Annotated in this window: 15 protein-coding genes and 3 pseudogenes; 11 read left to right on the top strand and 7 right to left on the bottom strand. The window is 67.6% G+C overall.

Features of this window, described 5'->3' with window-relative positions; translation table 11 throughout:
• A complete protein-coding gene (gene dnaA, locus BTZ20_RS00005; RefSeq protein WP_077044021.1) occupies positions 1 to 1,581 on the bottom strand; it encodes a chromosomal replication initiator protein DnaA in 1,581 nt (526 codons plus the stop codon).
• A gap of 591 nt (positions 1,582 to 2,172) precedes the next feature.
• Here dnaA and rpmH point away from each other — a divergent pair.
• The 5 genes from rpmH to BTZ20_RS00030 are packed head-to-tail and all read left to right on the top strand — an operon-like array spanning position 2,173 to position 4,778.
• The gene (rpmH, locus tag BTZ20_RS00010; RefSeq protein WP_077043345.1) at positions 2,173 to 2,316 is read left to right on the top strand and encodes a 50S ribosomal protein L34; all 144 of its coding nucleotides are present in this window, start codon (positions 2,173 to 2,175) and stop codon (positions 2,314 to 2,316) included.
• A gap of 21 nt (positions 2,317 to 2,337) precedes the next feature.
• On the top strand, positions 2,338 to 2,715 hold the full coding sequence (gene rnpA / locus BTZ20_RS00015) for a ribonuclease P protein component (RefSeq protein ID WP_077039933.1): 378 nt from the start codon (positions 2,338 to 2,340) through the stop codon (positions 2,713 to 2,715).
• Positions 2,712 to 3,089 (top strand): membrane protein insertion efficiency factor YidD, encoded by a 378-nt coding sequence (gene yidD / locus BTZ20_RS00020; protein ID WP_077039934.1) that lies wholly within the window; start codon positions 2,712 to 2,714, stop codon positions 3,087 to 3,089. Before rnpA ends, yidD begins: the two co-directional genes overlap by 4 nt.
• Before the next feature lie 4 nt (positions 3,090 to 3,093).
• Positions 3,094 to 4,176: a membrane protein insertase YidC gene (yidC, locus tag BTZ20_RS00025; RefSeq protein ID WP_077039935.1), complete on the top strand. Its 1,083-nt coding sequence runs from the start codon at positions 3,094 to 3,096 to the stop codon at positions 4,174 to 4,176.
• 20 nt (positions 4,177 to 4,196) lie between these two features.
• The gene (locus tag BTZ20_RS00030) at positions 4,197 to 4,778 is read left to right on the top strand and encodes a protein jag (RefSeq protein WP_077039936.1); all 582 of its coding nucleotides are present in this window, start codon (positions 4,197 to 4,199) and stop codon (positions 4,776 to 4,778) included.
• Positions 4,779 to 4,885: 107 nt separating this feature from the next.
• Here BTZ20_RS00030 and BTZ20_RS00035 read toward each other — a convergent pair whose 3' ends face one another.
• Positions 4,886 to 5,299 (bottom strand): hypothetical protein, encoded by a 414-nt coding sequence (locus BTZ20_RS00035; RefSeq protein ID WP_077043346.1) that lies wholly within the window; start codon positions 5,297 to 5,299, stop codon positions 4,886 to 4,888.
• 2,888 nt (positions 5,300 to 8,187) lie between these two features.
• Between BTZ20_RS00035 and rsmG the strand changes: the two genes are divergently transcribed.
• The 5 genes and pseudogenes from rsmG to BTZ20_RS00060 all read left to right on the top strand — a co-directional run bounded on the left by rsmG (position 8,188) and on the right by BTZ20_RS00060 (position 11,969).
• Positions 8,188 to 8,859, top strand: a complete 672-nt coding sequence (gene rsmG, locus BTZ20_RS00045) for a 16S rRNA (guanine(527)-N(7))-methyltransferase RsmG (protein WP_077039938.1) — start codon at positions 8,188 to 8,190, stop codon at positions 8,857 to 8,859.
• A gap of 67 nt (positions 8,860 to 8,926) precedes the next feature.
• Positions 8,927 to 9,931 (top strand): ParA family protein, encoded by a 1,005-nt coding sequence (locus BTZ20_RS00050; protein WP_077039939.1) that lies wholly within the window; start codon positions 8,927 to 8,929, stop codon positions 9,929 to 9,931.
• Positions 9,928 to 10,044, top strand: a pseudogene (locus tag BTZ20_RS29600) (chromosome partitioning protein); the annotation flags it as partial. The gene BTZ20_RS00050 and the pseudogene BTZ20_RS29600, both read left to right, overlap by 4 nt.
• Before the next feature lie 71 nt (positions 10,045 to 10,115).
• Positions 10,116 to 11,057, top strand: a complete 942-nt coding sequence (locus tag BTZ20_RS00055; protein WP_083742437.1) for a ParB/RepB/Spo0J family partition protein — start codon at positions 10,116 to 10,118, stop codon at positions 11,055 to 11,057.
• A 234-nt stretch (positions 11,058 to 11,291) separates the two neighbouring features.
• The gene (locus BTZ20_RS00060) at positions 11,292 to 11,969 is read left to right on the top strand and encodes a hypothetical protein (RefSeq protein ID WP_077039940.1); all 678 of its coding nucleotides are present in this window, start codon (positions 11,292 to 11,294) and stop codon (positions 11,967 to 11,969) included.
• 33 nt (positions 11,970 to 12,002) lie between these two features.
• Here the strand turns inward: BTZ20_RS00060 and BTZ20_RS00065 are convergent, their stop codons facing one another.
• The 5 genes and pseudogenes from BTZ20_RS00065 to nox all read right to left on the bottom strand — a co-directional run bounded on the left by BTZ20_RS00065 (position 12,003) and on the right by nox (position 17,135).
• Complete coding sequence (locus tag BTZ20_RS00065; RefSeq protein ID WP_077039941.1) at positions 12,003 to 13,202, bottom strand: N-acetylmuramoyl-L-alanine amidase; 1,200 nt, start codon at positions 13,200 to 13,202, stop codon at positions 12,003 to 12,005.
• Between the two features lie 117 nt (positions 13,203 to 13,319).
• Positions 13,320 to 13,643 carry a thioredoxin gene (gene trxA / locus BTZ20_RS00070; RefSeq protein WP_072753054.1) on the bottom strand — a complete coding sequence of 108 codons (324 nt, stop codon included), beginning with the start codon at positions 13,641 to 13,643 and terminating at the stop codon, positions 13,320 to 13,322.
• A gap of 54 nt (positions 13,644 to 13,697) precedes the next feature.
• Positions 13,698 to 14,687, bottom strand: a complete 990-nt coding sequence (gene trxB / locus BTZ20_RS00075; RefSeq protein WP_077039942.1) for a thioredoxin-disulfide reductase — start codon at positions 14,685 to 14,687, stop codon at positions 13,698 to 13,700.
• 44 nt (positions 14,688 to 14,731) lie between these two features.
• Positions 14,732 to 15,352 carry a TetR/AcrR family transcriptional regulator gene (locus tag BTZ20_RS00080; protein WP_077043347.1) on the bottom strand — a complete coding sequence of 207 codons (621 nt, stop codon included), beginning with the start codon at positions 15,350 to 15,352 and terminating at the stop codon, positions 14,732 to 14,734.
• Between the two features lie 578 nt (positions 15,353 to 15,930).
• Positions 15,931 to 17,135 (bottom strand): annotated as a pseudogene (nox, locus tag BTZ20_RS00085) (4,4'-dithiodibutanoate disulfide reductase).
• A gap of 94 nt (positions 17,136 to 17,229) precedes the next feature.
• Between nox and BTZ20_RS00090 the strand changes: the two are divergent.
• Positions 17,230 to 17,795, top strand: a pseudogene (locus BTZ20_RS00090) (helix-turn-helix domain-containing protein).
• The last annotated feature ends 5 nt before the right edge of the window (positions 17,796 to 17,800 follow it).

The raw sequence follows: 17,800 nt of genomic DNA on the forward strand, positions 1-17,800 counted from the left end.
TCAGCGCTTGGAACGCTGCTTGACCCGGGCCGTCAGCTCCTGGACCTGGTCGTATACCTTCCGGCGTTCGGTCATCTCCTTGCGGATCTTCTTGTCCGCGTACATCACCGTGGTGTGGTCACGGCCGAACGTCTGACCGATCTTCGGCAGCGAGAGGTCGGTCAGCTCGCGGCACAGGTACATCGCGATCTGCCGGGCCTGAGCGAGCGGGCGGGCCTTGCCGGGACCGCACAGGTCCTCGATGCTGATGGTGAAGTACTCGGCTGTCACCGCCATGATGGTCGCCGCGTTGATCTCGAGACTCGTCGAATCCGGCATCAGGTCGCGCAGGACCACCTCGGCCAGGGTCAGGTCGAGCGGTTGCCGGTTCAGCGACGCGAACGCGGTGACGCGGATGAGCGCGCCCTCGAGTTCGCGGATGTTGCGCTCGATCCGGCTGGCGATCAGCTCGAGGACGTCGTGCGGCACGTCGAGGCGGTCCATCCGCGCCTTCTTGCTGAGGATCGCGATGCGCGTCTCGAGCTCGGGCGGCTGGACATCGGTGATCAGGCCCCACTCGAACCGGGTCCGGAGCCGGTCTTCGAGGGTCGCCAGCTGCTTCGGCGGGCGGTCCGAGGAGACGACGATCTGCTTGTTCGCGTTGTGGAGGGTGTTGAAGGTGTGGAAGAACTCCTCCTGGATACCCTCCTTGCCCTCGATGAACTGGATGTCGTCGACGAGCAGTACGTCGGTCTCGCGGTACCGGCGCTTGAAGGCGACCTTGCGGTCGTCACGGAGGCTGTTGATGAAGTCGTTGGTGAATTCCTCGGTGGAGACGTACTTGACCCGCATCCCGGGGAACAGCCGCTGCGCGTAGTGACCGGCGGCGTGCAACAGGTGGGTCTTGCCCAGACCCGAGGCACCCCAGACGAACAGCGGGTTGTAGGCACGCGCGGGCGCCTCGGCGATGGCGACCGCGGCGGCGTGGGCGAATCGGTTCGACGCGCCGATGACGAAGGTGTCGAAGGTGTACTTCGCGTTGAGGCTGTTCCCGCCGGAGGCGGCGGGGGCGTCGGCGGGTGGCTTGGTGAAGTACGACGGCCACGACTCGTTCACACTGGCGATGGCCTCGCGGTCCTCGTCGAACTCCTCGTAGTCCAGCGTCTCGGAATCGGACGGGTCGGACTCGGCCGCGTTCATGCGCCTGCGGCGGAACGTCGGCACGCTCGGGGTGGAGTCCTCGCCCGACACCTCCTCGGCGACCGGTGGTGCCGGGGACGCGGACACGGGCGGACCCGATTCGACCGGGTCGGCGGACGGCGGCGCGATGCGGACACCGAGCCCCTCGACGCCCGCGACGATATGCCGGTTGAGTGCTTGCAGGATTGGTTCGCGCAGGTCCCGCTCGATCGCCTCCTGGACAAACGACGACGGGACCGAGAGCAACGCGAATCCCTGCGCCAGGGTCAGCGGGCGCACGAGCGCCAGCATGGCCTTCTGCGCCTTGGTCAGCTGTGGCCCGCCTTCGGGGGGTTCATCCGACGTCAACTCGGTGAGCACATCCACCCAGACCTGTTCCAGGGTGATTGCTTCCTCGGTCAACTCGTCCCTCCCCACATCGTGTGGGAGGGAGACGCACAGGGCTCATCACGATGTTGGCCGAGCTCTCCCACCCTGGGGATAACTTCCCCGCACAGTGATACGAATATGCCACCTGATCTGTAATTCCACACAATTATCCACAGATGTGGATAAAGCACAGGGCTGTGAGTAGAGGCCGCCCCTTGCGCGGTTGATCTTGATTTGCACGTACCTCACCTGCGACGATGGCGGCAGTCGGCCGATCCTGTCGTCCGGCCGAGGGTTGGCGTCCGGGCCGATTCGCGGGTTCGCTGGTGTTAGTTGCCTTACAGGGCCCGGTCGTCGTGGTTGTGGTTCGGGTGGGTGGGTCGACGGCACACTCGGGGGTCGAACACAAGCATCCTCGGGGGCGTGGCGTGTCCCTGGGCGTCCGGGTTTGACCTTGCGTCCGGCGCTGCGTACCCTCGTACAGTCACCCGAAGTCGAGGTGGCGGTTGCCTGCTGGCCATCTCGGTCTGCTGATCATCCGCCGGGATTTCGTCGCCGGGGACCACCAATTTTCAGTTACAGATGGCGTCGAACGGCGCCGATTATCTATGAGGAGTGTTCACCGTGGCCAAGGGCAAGCGGACGTTCCAGCCGAACAACCGACGCCGCGCGCGTGTTCACGGCTTCCGTCTCCGTATGCGTACCCGTGCCGGGCGCGCCATCGTTTCTGCGCGTCGCCAAAAGGGCCGCGCTACCCTCACCGCCTGATCCAGACTTCGGGAGCTCGGGGTGCTACCTGAGCCGCACCGGTTGCGTCGGAAGGCGGACTTCGCGTCCACCGTTCGGCGAGGTCAGCGGGCGGCCCGGCGAGATGTGGTTGTCCACGCTCTCGCCGGGGCGAATGCTGACGCACTGGTGAGTGACCCGGGTCCGCGATTCGGACTGGTGGTAAGCAAGGCTGTCGGGCCGGCGGTGATTCGACATCGAGTCGCACGCCGGCTTCGTCATATCTGTGCGGGCCTCGTGCACGAGATGCCCGAGGGTGTCAACGTGGTGATCCGTGCGCTTCCCGGCGCCGCGACCGCGTCCTCCGCGGACCTGGACCGGCAGCTGAGGTCCGGTCTTCGTAAACTCAACCTTCTTGTCAGCGTGGGTAATTCGGTATGACCGAAGCTTCTGGTGGCCCCCCGTCCTTGTGGACGGCGGTGCGGCGTGCCCCCGCGCGAACACTCATCTTCGTCATCGAGCTGTATCGCAGCTATGTGTCGCCCCTGCGCCTGCCGACCTGCCGGTTCACCCCCACCTGCAGCGAGTACGCGGTCGACGCCCTGCGTGAGCGCGGAGTCGTGATCGGCCTCGGACTGACCACGGTGCGCCTTCTCAAATGCGCGCCCTGGCACCCTGGAGGCTGGGATCCCGTTCCGCCACGCAGGCCCCGTCGTGAGGAAACCCTCGCGACCGTCGGAGCCGCGCGATCCGGTAGAGATACTGGCAAGCAACCCCACTGTCTGATCGAAGTGGACGAACAGAGGAGTACATAGAGCCGTGCTCGACTTCATCTACTATCCGGTGTCCGGGATCCTGTGGGTCTGGCACAAGGTGTTCGGCGCGATCCCGTTCCTGGGGCCGAACAGCGGCATCACGTGGGCGCTGTCCGTCATGTTCCTCGTGTTCACGCTGCGTGCCATCCTGTACAAGCCCTTCGTCAAGCAGGTGCGCACCACCCGCCAGATGCAGGAGTTGCAGCCCCAGATCAAGGCACTGCAGAAGAAGTACTCCAAGGATCGCCAGCGGATGGCGCTGGAGATGCAGAAGCTGCAGAAGGAACACGGCTTCAACCCGATCATGGGTTGCCTTCCGGTTCTGCTGCAGGCCCCCGTGTTCATCGGCCTGTTCCACGTGCTCCGTTCGTTCAACCGCACCGGCACCGGCTACGGCCAGCTCGGTATGTCGGTCGAGGAGAACGCCAACACCGCGAACTACTTCTTCAGCCCCGCAGACGTCCAGTCGTTCCTCGAGGCCCGACTGTTCGGCGCGCCGATCTCGGTGGCGATCACCACGCCCCAGGCACAGCTCGAGACGTTCGGTCAGTACGGCACCGTTCCGACTGTCCTCAACATCGCCGCCGTCGCGATCCCGCTGATGGTGATCGCGTCCATCGCCACGCACTTCAACTCGCGTGCCTCGGTTGCCCGGCAGAGCGAGGCGGCCGCGGCCAACCCGCAGTCCGCGATCATGAACAAGCTTGCGCTGTGGGTCTTCCCGCTCGGCGTGCTCGTCGGTGGCCCGTTCCTGATGATCGCCATCCTGCTGTACTGGGTGGCCAACAACATCTGGACCTACGCGCAGCAGCACCTGGTCTTCCGTCGCATCGATGCGGAGGAAGAGGAGAAGAAGAAGGCAGCGCTCGAACGTCGCGCCGACAACGCGCCGAAGCCCGGTGCACGACCGGACCAGGCGAAGAAGCGTAAGTCCGCGACCGTGGCCGAGTCCTCCCCCGACACCGAGCCGGCAGATGAGGCCGACGCGGGCAGCGGTACCGCCGCGGCCCCCGGCCAGGCCCCGAAGCCGGGGGCGCGCCCGCAAGGAAATCGCGGCAAGACCACCAAGCCCAAGCGCAAGCGCTGATTCAAGGAAAGTAGACGACGATGGCGAATGATCCGGAAATCGGACAGGACGGGGTAGACGAGGTCGTGTCGGACGTGGTGGTCGAGACCGAGCGCGAGGTCGTGGAGCCCGAGGTCGTGGAGTCGGAGGCAGTCGATGCCGAGGACGAGCTGATCGAGGAGGGTGAGATCGCGGGCGATTACCTCGAGCAGCTGCTCGATGTCCTCGACTTCGATGGCGACATCGATCTCGACGTCGAGGGTGATCGCGCGATGGTCAGCATCGACGGCGGTGACGACCTCTCGAAGCTGGTGGGGCGCAAGGGTGAGGTCCTCGACGCCCTGCAGGAACTGACCCGTCTGGCCGTGCAGCAGGTGACCGGTGAGCGCAGCCGGCTGATGCTCGACATCGCGGGCTGGCGTGCGGGCCGTCGGACCGAGCTCAGCGAGATCGGTGTCGCGGCGGCGAAGCGGGTGCTGGAGTCGGGTGAGCCGGAGTCGTTGACGCCGATGACCCCGTTCGAGCGCAAGATCGTGCACGACGCCATCGCCAAGATCGACGGCGTCTCCAGCGAGAGCGAGGGCGCCGAGCCCTCGCGCCGCGTGGTCGTTCTCAAGGATTGATCGGTCCGCATCGATGGATGCGGCCTGACGTTGGTGGGCCCCCGCTTCCGAGCGGGGGCCCACCGTCGTTTTGCGGCCTCCAGGTGTGGTCTGAGCGCACGAATTCCCTAGGGTGCCACCGGATCATCATCCGGGACGGCGGGCGGCATACCGGCCCCGTAGGGATCGAGAATCGCGGCGACGTGCCTCCCCCACCGCTCGTGCGCAGACTGGCGTGTCATCCCCGCCGCGCGCCCGATGGTGGCCCACGTCGCTCCGCAGCGCCGCAGGCTCATGACCGTCTCGACCGAATCGATCCCGGCGCCCAACTGGATGCGGAGACAGGCGAGTTGCCACGCGAGTTGCCTCTCGGCGGGGATGTCGGTCCCCTCTTCCGCCAGCCACTCATCGGATCCAGGAAGGGGTCCGGTCCCCACGATGAGGTCGGCCTGGCGACCGGCCTCCAAGATGCCGGCTGCGGCCACCGCCTCGGAGGCGCCCCCAACGTCTGCCGTGACCGCCCTGTCGATGAGATCGCTCATCCGTTTCCTCCCTCCCGAGTAGGTGCCTGATGTCAGGAATATCCTGACATCCATGCGGACAGCCTGTCAAGATCTACCTGACACCGTTGTGGCTCCGTGTGGCGCCCCTGTCGTGTACCAATCGGAGGCGAGCAATGTTTCGGCTCGCGCGGTCGATTTTCGGGTTCCCCTCCGACGCCTCGGCCATCGCGGCAATTTCGTCACACTGACGAATCTCGTCACGGCGGTACCATTCGCCGCTTCTCCCCTGCGGGGCATCCGGACCCGTTCGGTGCTGATCCGATCCTCGGCGAGGGTCCCACCGGTGACGCGGTGCCAGTGTCCTGCGGGGCGCGCCGGTGCACCCCACGGCCCTCGATGTGGGCGGACGATCGTCTGGTCATTTGGTCTGGCGGAGGCTCCGAGTAGAAGGTGTCACAAGTTATCCACACTCGGTGGATCAATCTGTTGGTGGATTGCGTTTCCCGTGGTCCAGGGCTCGCCTCGGATCGGGTGCGCGGTCACGAGATGCGTCGCTTGCGGTCCTTTCCGTGCATCGGGGGCGCCGTGTCCGTGGCCGGACCCGCCGACAGTTTCACGTGAAACCCGAGCGGCGCACGATCGGGGTTTCGGCCGCGGCGCCGCGCGTCGGTTCGGCAGCGGACCCCTCCCTCCCCCACCGGGAGGCGGGGCCTGGCTCCGCGGGCCCGCCGGTGTGGGGACCGCCGCCGGATGGCCGCTTCTTTCGGTCGGCCATCTCTTGGCCCCGAGTTCGACCCCGGCCGCACTCCGCCGCCCGCCGCGGGAACCACTCCCCTCCCCCGCGCTGCGGCTGCAGCTGTGCCGCTCGCGTCGCCGACCGGTCTTGCCCGACCGCAACCGTCTGTGGGCGAGCGACCCCGGTTCGTGTCCGGGACTCGTCGGGAATGGGAACCTCACCCTCCCCTCCGGGGATGTGGAGTGCATCCGATCGTGAGGTGAGGATCGCAGGACCGAAGGGCTGGATTGGATCGGGAGGCGGCGGAGCGCTCGTCGATCTCGGTCGGAGGCGGGCACCGGGCATCCGGCGCCATGCCGCGGTCGCACGGCGGCTGCCCCACGAGGAGACCTTGCGGCGCGGATCGAAAACCGCCTGCCGGCGCGATCGTTCCGACACGGCGGTGTATGGGCGACCGCGCATCGGATCAAACATCGGTCCTGCGGAGATCTCGACCGCTCGGGTTCACGTGAAACATCGGGATCGAACTCGCGGGGCAGATGGTGCGGGAGGCGGGCGTCGATCGCGGATCTAGGCCTGATGTGGCGACTCCGCGCGACGAACCGAGATGGGTCTCCCATGGACCCTTTCACCGGAGTGGCCATTCGGCGGACGGTCGGGTGGAGGTGAACTCCGCGCGGGCGTCCGGTGCGGGATGTCGTCGATACCGCGCCCGGCGTGCCACGGATGTTTCACGTGAATCCCTAAGTGCCGATTCGGAGGACGATCGGTCCCTGCACCCCATGACGAGTGATTCGTTCGCACGATGACGAGTGTCGATCGTGGAATGGCGCCGACCACTTGCGCGCGGCGCCCGAGCGCCAGGTACGTGCTCATCGTCTACAGGCCCGGCGAAGGCGGGCGTCATCATCCGCCGATGCGAACATGATCGTGCTCGGCCGGGGTGGATCGGGACGATCGCAGAATCGCGAGCGGGAGACGTTCGCCGAACGGAAACTGTGGCGTCCTAGCGCCCGGCTCGATGCGGTCGATCCGATGTTTCACGTGAATCCGGGCACGGCCGGCAATCTCAGCCGGTGGGTCGGGGCGCTGGCCGGTTCTGGACGCCCGGATCGGTCCCCGGAGTCCTCCGCGCCCGGGAGGTAGATCTCCCGGCGGATCGTGTTGGGCGCTACTGCGGGCGGTCGGGTGGATCGAATGGACCTCCCGCGCCCGGAGCTCGTGGATGGGACGGCCACCCGAGGCCGAAGTGCCGGCGGCGCAAGATGAATCCCGCACGCCTTCGCAGCCGCGTAGTCGAAGTCTGCCTCGAGCTGCGGGCGATCGCCCCGACGATCGAGGCGTCCAAGGCCGCCCGCACCGCCGGCTGCGCGTGTCGGGTGTCGCACACTCGAGTACTCGGATGTTTCACGTGAATCCACCGAAGGTCGGAATCCCCGGCCGAGGGTGAAGTGTGGGTGACAGACCAGACAGCTGTCTCCGCGACTCGGGCGGACCCGAGGCACCCAGGCAGCCGTTCACGGTTTGTCTGGCGGGCCCCTGAGGCGAACCCAGGATTCACGTGAAACATGTGAAGTGTCCAGTGGAGTGCAACGGAGGACGCGACATGACCCGCCCCACCCGGGTGAACGCCCGCGGGACACCATCGTCGGCACGCGACCAGCGATCGTGCCCGCCGCCTTCGAACCGCGATCGATTCGATCGCGGCATCTGACTTCGGTTCCGTGTCGACCGCCCGGTGTCGCGCGAGACGGCTGGCTCGTCCGTACCCGTGCCGCTGCCGGCACCGACCACCCAGTCTTACCCGGATTCCGATTCGGGGACGCGTGTGGATCAGCCCCTCCCGGAGGGATCGGCAAGCCTCCCCGTCTTGGCTGCTGTGTCGGCGGCGATCCCGGCCGGGCCAGATGACTCCAGACGCGTGATCGTCGGCGAGCGGGCCGGTCGCCCCTCCCCTCCCCCGGTCTCCGGGCGGGGTCGATCGTGGGCGGCTTGCCCGAGAATCCCGCCCGGCCCATCGGCGGCGCCGGATCCGGGGCGCCCTGGGCCGTCGCCCGAATCTCGATTCGGCGTCCGGACGGACCCGAGTGACTCACTCCCTTCTTCGGGCGGCGCGTACACCGGCCTTCGCGCCGGATGCGGTGCAGAATCACATCGTCAGGGTTTGGGGAATCGCGGGCGTCACGGGAGGATGTTTCACGTGGAACACATCGAGTCCGAGGACCTGCCTGACGCCGCTCGCACGATCTTCGGAGACCGCCTCGAACTCGCCGAGAAGTATCATCTTTCGCTCGCCACCGATGGCGTGGAGCGCGGCCTGATCGGTCCCCGGGAGGTCCCCCGGCTGTGGGAGCGACACCTTCTCAACTGCGCGGTGATCGGCGAGTTGATCGAGGAGGGTGAGTCGGTGGTGGACGTCGGCAGCGGCGCCGGGCTCCCCGGCATCCCCCTGGCAATTGCGCGTCCCGATCTCCGGATCACCCTCGTCGAGCCGCTCCTGCGACGATCGGTCTATCTCGCCGAGTTCGCCGAATCGGTGGGGTTGGACATCCTCGTCGTCCGCGGTCGCGCGGAGCAGCCGGGCGTGATCAAAGAGGTCGGGGGTGCCGATGTTGTCACCTCGCGCGCGGTCGCACCCCTGGAGAAGCTTGCGCGGTGGTCGATTCCGCTGATTCACGAGGGTGGTCGGATGCTCGCCATGAAGGGTTCCAGTGCGGCCGAGGAGATTTCCCGGGATCGCGCTTCCCTAACCCGCATGGGTGCTGGCAAGCTAGAGATCGTCGAGTGCGGTGTCGACCTTCTTCCCACTCCGACCACTGTGGTTCGGGCGGAGCGTGTCTCCCGGCGATCTCATCGCCGATGACAGAGTCACCGTGCGCTCGTGTGCGAATGCGACGATCCAGCAGGCAAGTCCAGTGAAGGAGCAATCTATGTCGGGTGGACCCGAATCAACTGTTTCACGTGAAACAGATCACGACGCCTCGAGTTCCACCACCGACAACCAAGAGAACCCGTACTCGGCCCCCGCCGCCGCGTACGCCGGCATCTCCCCGTTGGACACCCCGATCGGTGCCGCAGCACAACGGGCCAGCCAGGTTCTGCACCCGCACACGGTGACCCTCCCCCGGCCGAAGACCCGTCGGATGCTCACCATCGCGAATCAGAAGGGTGGGGTCGGCAAGACCACGTCGGCGGTGAACCTGGCGTCGGCCCTGGCCGTGCAGGGGCTGCGGGTTCTCGTCGTCGACCTCGACCCGCAGGGCAACGCCAGCACCGCGCTGGGCGTACCGCACCACTCGGGCACCCCGTCGAGTTACGAGCTGCTGATCGGTGAGGTCACCGCGGCCGAGGCCATCCAGCAGAGCCCGCACCACGAGGGCCTGTTCTGCATCCCCGCGACGATCGACCTTGCGGGCGCCGAGATCGAACTGGTCTCCATGGTCGCGCGCGAGGGTCGGCTGAAGAATGCGCTCTCCGAGAAGGCGCTCGCAGCGATCGATGCCGATTTCATCCTGATCGACTGCCCGCCCTCGCTCGGGCTGCTGACGGTCAACGCCCTCGTGGCTGCGAACGAGGTCCTGATCCCCATCCAGTGTGAGTACTACGCACTCGAGGGTGTCGGTCAGCTGCTCCGCAACATCGAGCTGGTGCAGTCCCACCTGAACCCCGATCTGCACGTGTCGACAGTGCTGCTGACCATGTACGACGGTCGCACCAAGCTGGCGGATCAGGTCGCCGAGGAGGTGCGCAGGCACTTTGGCGACCGGGTCCTGCGCGCCGTCATCCCTCGCAGCGTGAAGGTGTCGGAGGCGCCCGGATTCGGGATGACCGTCCTCGACTACGACCCGGGTTCGCGGGGTGCAATGAGCTATCTCGACGCCGGGCGGGAACTCGCAGCCCGGACCGCAACGATCAACTCGCAGGAGCAGCAGTGAGCCAGAGAAGCAAGGGCGGACTCGGGCGGGGCCTCGCCGCGCTGATTCCCACCGGTCCTGAGGCGGGACCTCGCCTCGGAAGCGCCGCCGCCGACGTCATCATCGGCAACGCGACCGCACCGATCGCGGTGAAGCCGGCGCCGGTCGTCGAGGCGCCCGAGGCCCCGGAGCCCCCGAGGCGCCGGTGAAGCAGGAGGCCCCCGCAAAACAGGAGAAGTCGGAGCCGCCCACCACGGCGACGCCGTCCACCGACGCCGCGATCACGCAGCCGGTCAACGGCGCGGAGGTGGCGGACGGACCCGACCTCTCCCCCGTCGGTGCCGTGTACCGCGAGATCGACGCGGCCCAGATCGAGCCGAACCCCAAGCAGCCCCGCCACGTCTTCGACGAGGAAGCCCTCGGCGAACTCGTCCACTCGATCCGCGAGTTCGGCCTGATGCAGCCGATCGTGGTCCGCCGGGTTGCGGCCGACCGCTACCAGCTCGTCATGGGCGAACGCCGGTGGCGGGCCAGCCAGGAGGCCGGGCTCGAGCGGATCCCCGCCATCGTGCGGGAGACGAACGACGGGTCGATGCTTCGCGACGCGCTGCTGGAGAACATCCACCGGGTGCAGCTGAACCCGCTCGAAGAGGCCGCTGCCTATCAGCAGCTCCTCGAGGAGTTCAACGTCACCCACGACGAGCTGGCCAGCCGGATCGGTCGCTCTCGACCGGTGGTGACGAACATGATCCGCCTCCTGAAGCTGCCGATCCCCGTGCAGCGCCGCGTCGCCGCCGGGGTGCTCTCGGCCGGCCACGCCCGGGCGTTGCTGTCGCTCGAGGCGGGTCCCGAAGCGCAGGAACAGCTGGCCGCCCGGATCGTGGCGGAGGGCCTGTCGGTGCGCGCCACCGAGGAGGCCGTCACGCTCGCCAACCGGGAGGGCGAGCCGGCACCGGCACCCGCCGCCAAGCGCAAGCCGATTCAGATGCCCGGCCTCCAGGACGTCGCGGAACGGCTCTCCTCCTCTTTCGACACCCGCGTGACGGTGAGCCTGGGCAAGCGAAAGGGCAAGATCGTCGTCGAATTCGGTTCGGTGGAGGATCTCCAGCGGATCGTCGAGATGATGGAGTCCCAGTCGCCCGGATAGGTCGGATTCTCCGGGTACAGACACCCGCGGTCGATACGTCACTGTGACAGTACGGTCGCCGGGCCGCGGGTGTCTGACTCCGGGTCCATCGAAATCCCTTGCGTGCAAATAGCTTTCGGATCTAGTCCCGTGAAGGACGCCGGCCGCACGCCGATCGCCTATCCTGGATGACAGAGAACGTGTCACGCGGGGGCTCACAGCCTCCGCAGTAGGTGTTTTGGAGGCGGAGTCAGGGTGTCGATGCGCATCAGCCCGCTCACCCTCGACGGTTTCGAACTACTCCCCCGTCATTCCCGGCGGTGCGTCTTCTGGGAGATGGATCCGGCCGCCGTTCGCAGCTCCCGCGACTTCTCCGATCCCGAGTTCGAGAAGGAAGCCTGGCTGTCGATGGTCATGCTGGAGTGGGGATCCTGCGGTCAGGTCGCCACTCTCGACGGCACCCCCGCCGGCTGCGCGCTCTACTCGCCGCCCGGTGTGGTGCCGCGCGCCAAGCTCTTCCCCACCTCCCCCGTCAGCCCGGACGCGGTCCTGCTGACGACGATGCGGCTCGAACCGGCCGCGGAGCTGGATGGGGTGGGCCCGAGTCTCATCCAGGCCGTGGTGGGCGATCTGGTTCGCCGTGGCGTGCGCGCCCTCGAGGCATTCGGGATCCGCGATGTGCAGGACGATCCGGTGGCCGGACGGCGCGGCCAGGAATGCACCCCTGCCGATTGCATGATCGATGCCGAGTTCCTCGCCGACATGGGATTCGAAGTGGTTGCCGCGCATCATCGCTACCCGCGGATGCGGCTGGAACTGGACCGGGATCACGGGTGGAAGGCTGACGTGGAGTCGGCACTGGAACGGCTGCTCGCGGTGGCATCGCTGACCATGACCGACATCGAACAGAAGTCGACCGTCGGAGTTCTCTGACCGCGTCGCTCACGAACGGCGACGGCGGGTTCCCTAGGCCTGGTCGGCCTTCGAGAGCTCCTCGGCCAGCAGTTCGGCGAAGGTGAATGTGCCGGTGGGCTGATCGTCCTGCCCGAGCAGGTAGAGGCGCTTCACCGCGATCAGGATGGACTCGGCGATGATGTCGCGGTTGCGCGGATTGGCGAGCACACCGACATCGGATTCGTTTGTGAGATAACCGATGTCGACCTGCACGGTCGGCATGTTGGTCAGCCGCAGCAGATCCCAGGTGCGGCCGTGGGTCCGGCAGTCCTGCAGCGAGGTCCGGGCCACGATCTCGCGCTGGATGAAGCTGGAGAGAACCTGTCCGATCCGCGAGGTGGCACCGTGCGAGTTCCCGAAGTGAAAGCTGGCAACGCCATTCGCGTGCGGGCTGGTGCTGGCCGAGCACCGCAGCGAGATCATCAGGTCCGCCTCGAACGTGTTGGACGTCTCGGCGCGCTGCGCCGGCGACGGGTTCTGATCGTGTGGGCGGGAGAGGAATGTCTCCATGCCGGTCGCCGCCATCCGGCCCTCGAGCCGGCTGGCCAGGTCCCAGAGGATGTCGGACTCGGTGATCGGACCGAACGCCGAGTCGAGCACGATGCCGGTCTCGCCGCCGCCGAGGTCGGGGTCGATCACGATGCGCTTGCCGCTGAGCTGCGGGCCGGAGCGGCGGACCAGCTCCTCCTCGGTGATGGCGTGCGGCGAGCCGCCCGTGACCCGGGTGCCGAGAAGATCGAGCGACCGCAGCGTCTGCGGGCCGCAGATGCCGTCGGAGGCGATGCCGATCTCACGCTGGAACGACGACAGGCCCTCGTGGGTCTGCGGGCCGAAGTAGCCGTCGACGCGGCCCGGGTAGAAGCCGAGGTCCTGCAGCTTGGTCTGCAGTGCCGCCACGTCGTCGCCGTAGAGCGGCGCGGACAGTTGGTAGATCAGCGTGCGAGCGCCGAGCCGGTACGAGGCCTCCTTGAGCGACCGGTAGGTCGCGGTGCCGACCACTCCGTCGACCAGCAGGCCTCGCTGCTGCTGGAAGGCCCGCACGGCGCTGTCGAGGTGGTGGTCGAACACCGCGTCGGGCGCGATCCACTGCGAACCGTTGATCGCCTCACGCGAGGTGATGGACACCCCGTTGTGCAGGAAGCCGAGCGTGGAAAGGGTGCCTCGAACCTCAGCAACGGCGGGACCGTGGTCGCCGTGACGGAGTCGATGCATTCTTCCCGGCCCTTTCGTCAGTTCCTGACGGCGCACCAAGGCGCCGCGCGTCGCACGTGTCGATCGATTGTCGCAGAAGCCCCGAGAAACAGTCAATCTCGGGGGCTGCGATGTGACCTACAGGACGTCGGACAGGTCCTTGAGCAGGGCGGCCTTGCCCTTGGCTCCGACGATCTGCTTCACCGGCTTGCCGCCCTGGAACAGGATCATCGTGGGGATCGACATGACCTGGAAGTCGCGCGCGGCGGCCGGGTTCGCGTCGATGTCGAGCTTGGCGACGGTGAGCTTGTCACCGTGCTCGCCCGCGATCTCCTCGAGGACGGGGGCGACCATCTTGCAGGGGCCGCACCAGGTCGCCCAGAAGTCGACGAGGACCGGCTTCTCGGAATCGAGGACGTCCTGCTTGAAGGAGTCGTCGGTGATGGTGATCGTGTTGGACATTGTCTGTCTCCTCGGGTGGCTGGTCGGGTACGCGGGCGAATCAGGCTCGGGACGTCACGCCTCGACGGCGACCGGTGCGCCGGCGGCCTCGAGGGTGTTCGCGGTGATGTCGCCGCGCTCGGCGAGCCAGCGCTCGGCGTCGATCGCCGCGGAGGCGCCGGTGCCCGCCGCGGTGATGGCCTGGCGGTAGGTGTGGTCGACCAGGTCGCCCGCCGCGAAGACACCCTCGAGCGAGGTCGCCGTGGTCGGCGACTGCACGCGGACGTAGCCCTCGTCGTCGATGTCGACCTGGCCCTTGACCAGCTCGCTGCGGGGGTCGTGACCGATCGCGACGAACAGGCCGGTCACGGGCAGCGTCGACTGTTCGCCGGTGACGGTGTCGCGGACGACCAGGCCGGTGACGCTGTTCTCGCCGACGACCTCGACCGGCTCCGCGTTGGTGACGAAGCGGATCTTCTCGTTGGCCTTGGCGCGCTCGAGCATGATGCGGGAGGCGCGGAACTCCTCGCGGCGGTGCACCAGGGTGACCGAGCGGGCGAACCGGGTCAGGAAGGTGGCCTCCTCCATCGCGGAGTCGCCGCCGCCGACGACCGCGATGTCCTGGTCCTTGAAGAAGAAGCCGTCGCAGGTCGCGCAGGCGCTCACACCGCGGCCGAGCAGCCGCTCCTCCCCCTCGATGCCGAGGTAGCGGGCCGCGGCGCCCATCGCGAGCACGACCGCGTGTGCGTAGTAGGTCTCGCCGTTCGCGACGACCTTCTTGACCGGACCGGCCAGGTCGATCTCGTCGACGTCCTCGGTGCGGATGTCCGCGCCGAAGCGCTTGGCCTGCTCACGCATCTCGTCCATCAGGTCCGGGCCCATGATGCCCTCGCGGAAGCCCGGGAAGTTCTCCACCTCGGTGGTGGTAATCAGGGCGCCACCGAACTGGGTGCCCTCGAAGAGAAGGGGTTCGAGCTCCGCTCGAGCGGCGTAGACGCCTGCCGTGTATCCGGCGGGTCCGGAGCCGACGATGATGAGGTCGCGGACGGAGGTCGGAGTAGTCATGCGGGCCTTCCGAGGTAGTGGACGTTATGTGCGTCAACAACAGCCTAAGGGGTGTTGTTCCCGCTGTTCGTGGGTATGCCGCGGGCGGCGGCACGCTCGACGTAGGGCGCGATCAGTTCCTCCGTGTGCTGGCGGACGGCCGCCACGTCGGCGCCCTTCTCCAGTTGACGGGTCGCGGCGTGCACCACCGCGTTGATCAGGTCCGCCATGGCGGCCGGGTCCTGCGCACCGAGTTCGGCGAGGGCGGCCGCCAGTGGGGCGATCAGCTGCCGGTGCATCGCGGCGCTGGACTCCGCGATCACATCACGGGGCGCGATCGAGGCGATGGCGGCGGCGATGGCGTGTTCGCCGTCCGCGACCAGATCGAGGTTCGCGCGCACATAGGCGAGCACCCGCTGGTCCGGGGCACCCGCCTCGGCCATCGCGGCCTCCACCCGCTCCGACCAGCGCGGGAAGGCGTCCTCGATCAGGGCGGTGAGCAGGTGCTGACGGGACCGGAAGTACTGGTACATGCTCGAGCGGGCCAGCCCGGCCCTGGCCGCGACCTCGGCAAACCCGGGGATCTCGGTGGCCCCCTCGGCGAGCACCGCCCGGGCAGCGTCGAGCAGCGCGCGCTCCTGGGCCTCGCGGTGTTCGGCGACGGTGGGCGCGGTGATCCGGGGCAACGGGTCTCCCTTCGCCCTGTGCGTCCGCTGCTGCGGGCCGTACATCAGCCGGTCACGATCTACGCCGGACATCGTAATCGTGCCGCCCCGGAGGCATGCGTCGACCGGCGACCCGGCCTCTCGCCGTCGCCTCCGTGCCCGCGCCCGCCCGTCGTCGTCGCGTCGATTTCCACCCTGTGATCTCTGTACAGGAGGCCCGGTTCGGGAGCATCCTGATCGTGAAGCCCGCTCGAAGGGTCACCGGAGGTCCGTCATTCCTTTCCACACCGCAGCTCGCGCAGTGCTCGTCTCCATCGCCGCGATCGTTCTCACCGTCGCAGGCAGCGGCGGGGCTGGGGCGGTTGTGTCCGGCACCGACCAGGCCCCGTCGACGCCTGCCCCCACCACCACCGAGAGGGCGCCAGGGACCGCCACTCGGTACGTGAGCAACCCCCGGACAACCCCGGCGATCAGGCCTACTGCAACCTGCAGGCCGACCGGGCGAACGCCATGGCCGACAGCGATCCGACGAGTGCGAGGTGGATCGTCGAGTCCGCCAACTCCAACGGTTGCAAGATCGCCGAGGCCTGACGGCCCGCTCAGCCGATCAGCTGTTGTGCCTCGCGCACCACGCAGCGGGTGCCCGAGTAGATGGTCGGCATGCACTTGTTGCAGTGGATGCAATGGCCCTCGGTGGCCGTCTCGTCACGAAACCTGTTGACCAGATCGGGTTCTCGTAGCAGTGCCCGTGCCATCGCGACGAACTCGAACCCCTCGTCGACGGCGCCGGCGATGGTGTCCATCCGATTGATGCCCCGAGCAGGATCAACGGCATCGACAGGATCTCTCGGAATTGCCGGGCGAACGGGAGGAAGAAGGCCTCCTCGAACGGGTAGGTGGGGAAGAGGTGGGGCCCGTATACCTTGAGCCCGAGTCCGACCAGCTTCGGTTGCGACGCAACGAATTCCGCCATCGGAACCTCACCACGGAAGAAGTACATGCCGTTGAGGAGGGAGCTACCGCCGGTCAGCTGCAACGCGTCGAGGTGACCGTCGGACTCGAGCAGCTTCGCGATCTGCATGCTCTGGTCGAGCCACAGTCCCTTCGGGACCCCGTCGGACATGTTGAACTTCGCGGTCACCGCGACCTTGTCCCCCGCGGCGGCCCGGACCCGTTCGAGCACCTCGCGCGGGAACCTTGCCCGGTTCGCGACGCTGCCACCGTAGCCGTCCTTGCGCTTGTTCAGATTGGGGCTCATGAAGGAGCTCAGCAGGTAGTTGTGGCCGAGGTGCACCTCGATGGCGTCGAACCCGGCCTCGACCGCAACCCTCGCCGAGCGCTCGAAGTCCGCGGTCACCTCCGCCAGCTGGTCCGATGTCGCGCCTCGCACCAGACCCATTGCGGGAGCACTGATCCGGGTGGACGGAGCCAGCGTGGGTCGCTTGTTCGACATCGTGTTGGCGACCAGGCCGGCGTGGCCGATCTGGGCGGCGGCCAACGCTCCCTCTGCGTGCACGGCGTCGGTGAGCCGGGTCAGGCCCGGCAGGCTCGACTCGTCGAGGACCAGGGTGTTGCGATGGACTCGGCCGCCCTCGGACACCGCGCAGTACGCCACCGTCGTGAGCGCCGCTCCCCCTGCGGCCACCGCTCGGTGGAACTCGATGAGCTCGTCGGAGACGGCCCCGCGTGGCATCACACCCTCGAATGTGGCGGCCTTGATGATCCGGTTGCGCAGGGTGAGCGGGCCGAGCCGGGCGGGTTCGAAGACGCGCGTCGCGCTTGGCGTCTCGTTCGGGGAGGTCATGTCGGATCCTTGCGTCGCGGAATTACGATGCCACCGGCCTCGTAATAGGACACGGTATAGCCCCGAGGCCGGAGATGGAAGAGAATTCGGGGCAATGACTAAAACCGGATCGGGTCGGCCGCGGGACCCACAGATCGATGCCGAGGTGCTCGCGGCCGCTCGCGAGCTGCTGGTCGACGTCGGATTCGACCAGCTCAGCATGCGCGCGATCGCCACGAGGGCCGGGGTGAGCCGGGCGGCGATCGACCGTCGATGGGACTCGAAGGCGCAACTCGTGCTCGACGCGGTACTGGGCGTGACCCCGGACCTGACCCCGTTCGCGGGGCCGATCGGGAGGGATGGATCAGGTGGGTGGTGACCGGGAGTTCGGAGCTGTTCCGCAGGCCTGAGGTGCGGGAGGCGGTGCCGGGACTGCTCGCCACGTTGCGCGATCAGGAGGATCTGCGTAACACGCTGTGGCGGGGTTTCAGCGGTCCGAGCAGTGCGCTGTACGCCGAGTCCTCCGGTCCGGGCGACCTGCTGGATGCGCGTGCCCTCCTGGTCCTCGGGGCCGGGGCGGCGCTGTTCCTGTCGTTGATCGCCGTCGAGGAGGACACCCCCGAGATGAGGGAGCGGGTGTTGCAGATCCTGCTGCCGGTCGCGCGGGGCGAGCAGGGGTGATCGGC

This window comes from Rhodococcus sp. MTM3W5.2 (assembly GCF_001984015.1).
GTDB lineage: Bacteria > Actinomycetota > Actinomycetes > Mycobacteriales > Mycobacteriaceae > Rhodococcus_G > Rhodococcus_G oryzae.

Coding starts and splice junctions, on each gene's coding strand:
- yidD (WP_077039934.1), top strand. CDS start 2,712: ATGACCGAAGCTTCTGGTGGCCCCCCGTCCTTGTGGACGGCGGTGCGG.
- BTZ20_RS00030 (WP_077039936.1), top strand. CDS start 4,197: ATGGCGAATGATCCGGAAATCGGACAGGACGGGGTAGACGAGGTCGTG.
- BTZ20_RS00035 (WP_077043346.1), bottom strand. CDS start 5,299: ATGAGCGATCTCATCGACAGGGCGGTCACGGCAGACGTTGGGGGCGCC.
- rsmG (WP_077039938.1), top strand. CDS start 8,188: ATGTTTCACGTGGAACACATCGAGTCCGAGGACCTGCCTGACGCCGCT.
- BTZ20_RS00050 (WP_077039939.1), top strand. CDS start 8,927: ATGTCGGGTGGACCCGAATCAACTGTTTCACGTGAAACAGATCACGAC.
- BTZ20_RS00065 (WP_077039941.1), bottom strand. CDS start 13,202: ATGCATCGACTCCGTCACGGCGACCACGGTCCCGCCGTTGCTGAGGTT.
- trxA (WP_072753054.1), bottom strand. CDS start 13,643: ATGTCCAACACGATCACCATCACCGACGACTCCTTCAAGCAGGACGTC.
- trxB (WP_077039942.1), bottom strand. CDS start 14,687: ATGACTACTCCGACCTCCGTCCGCGACCTCATCATCGTCGGCTCCGGA.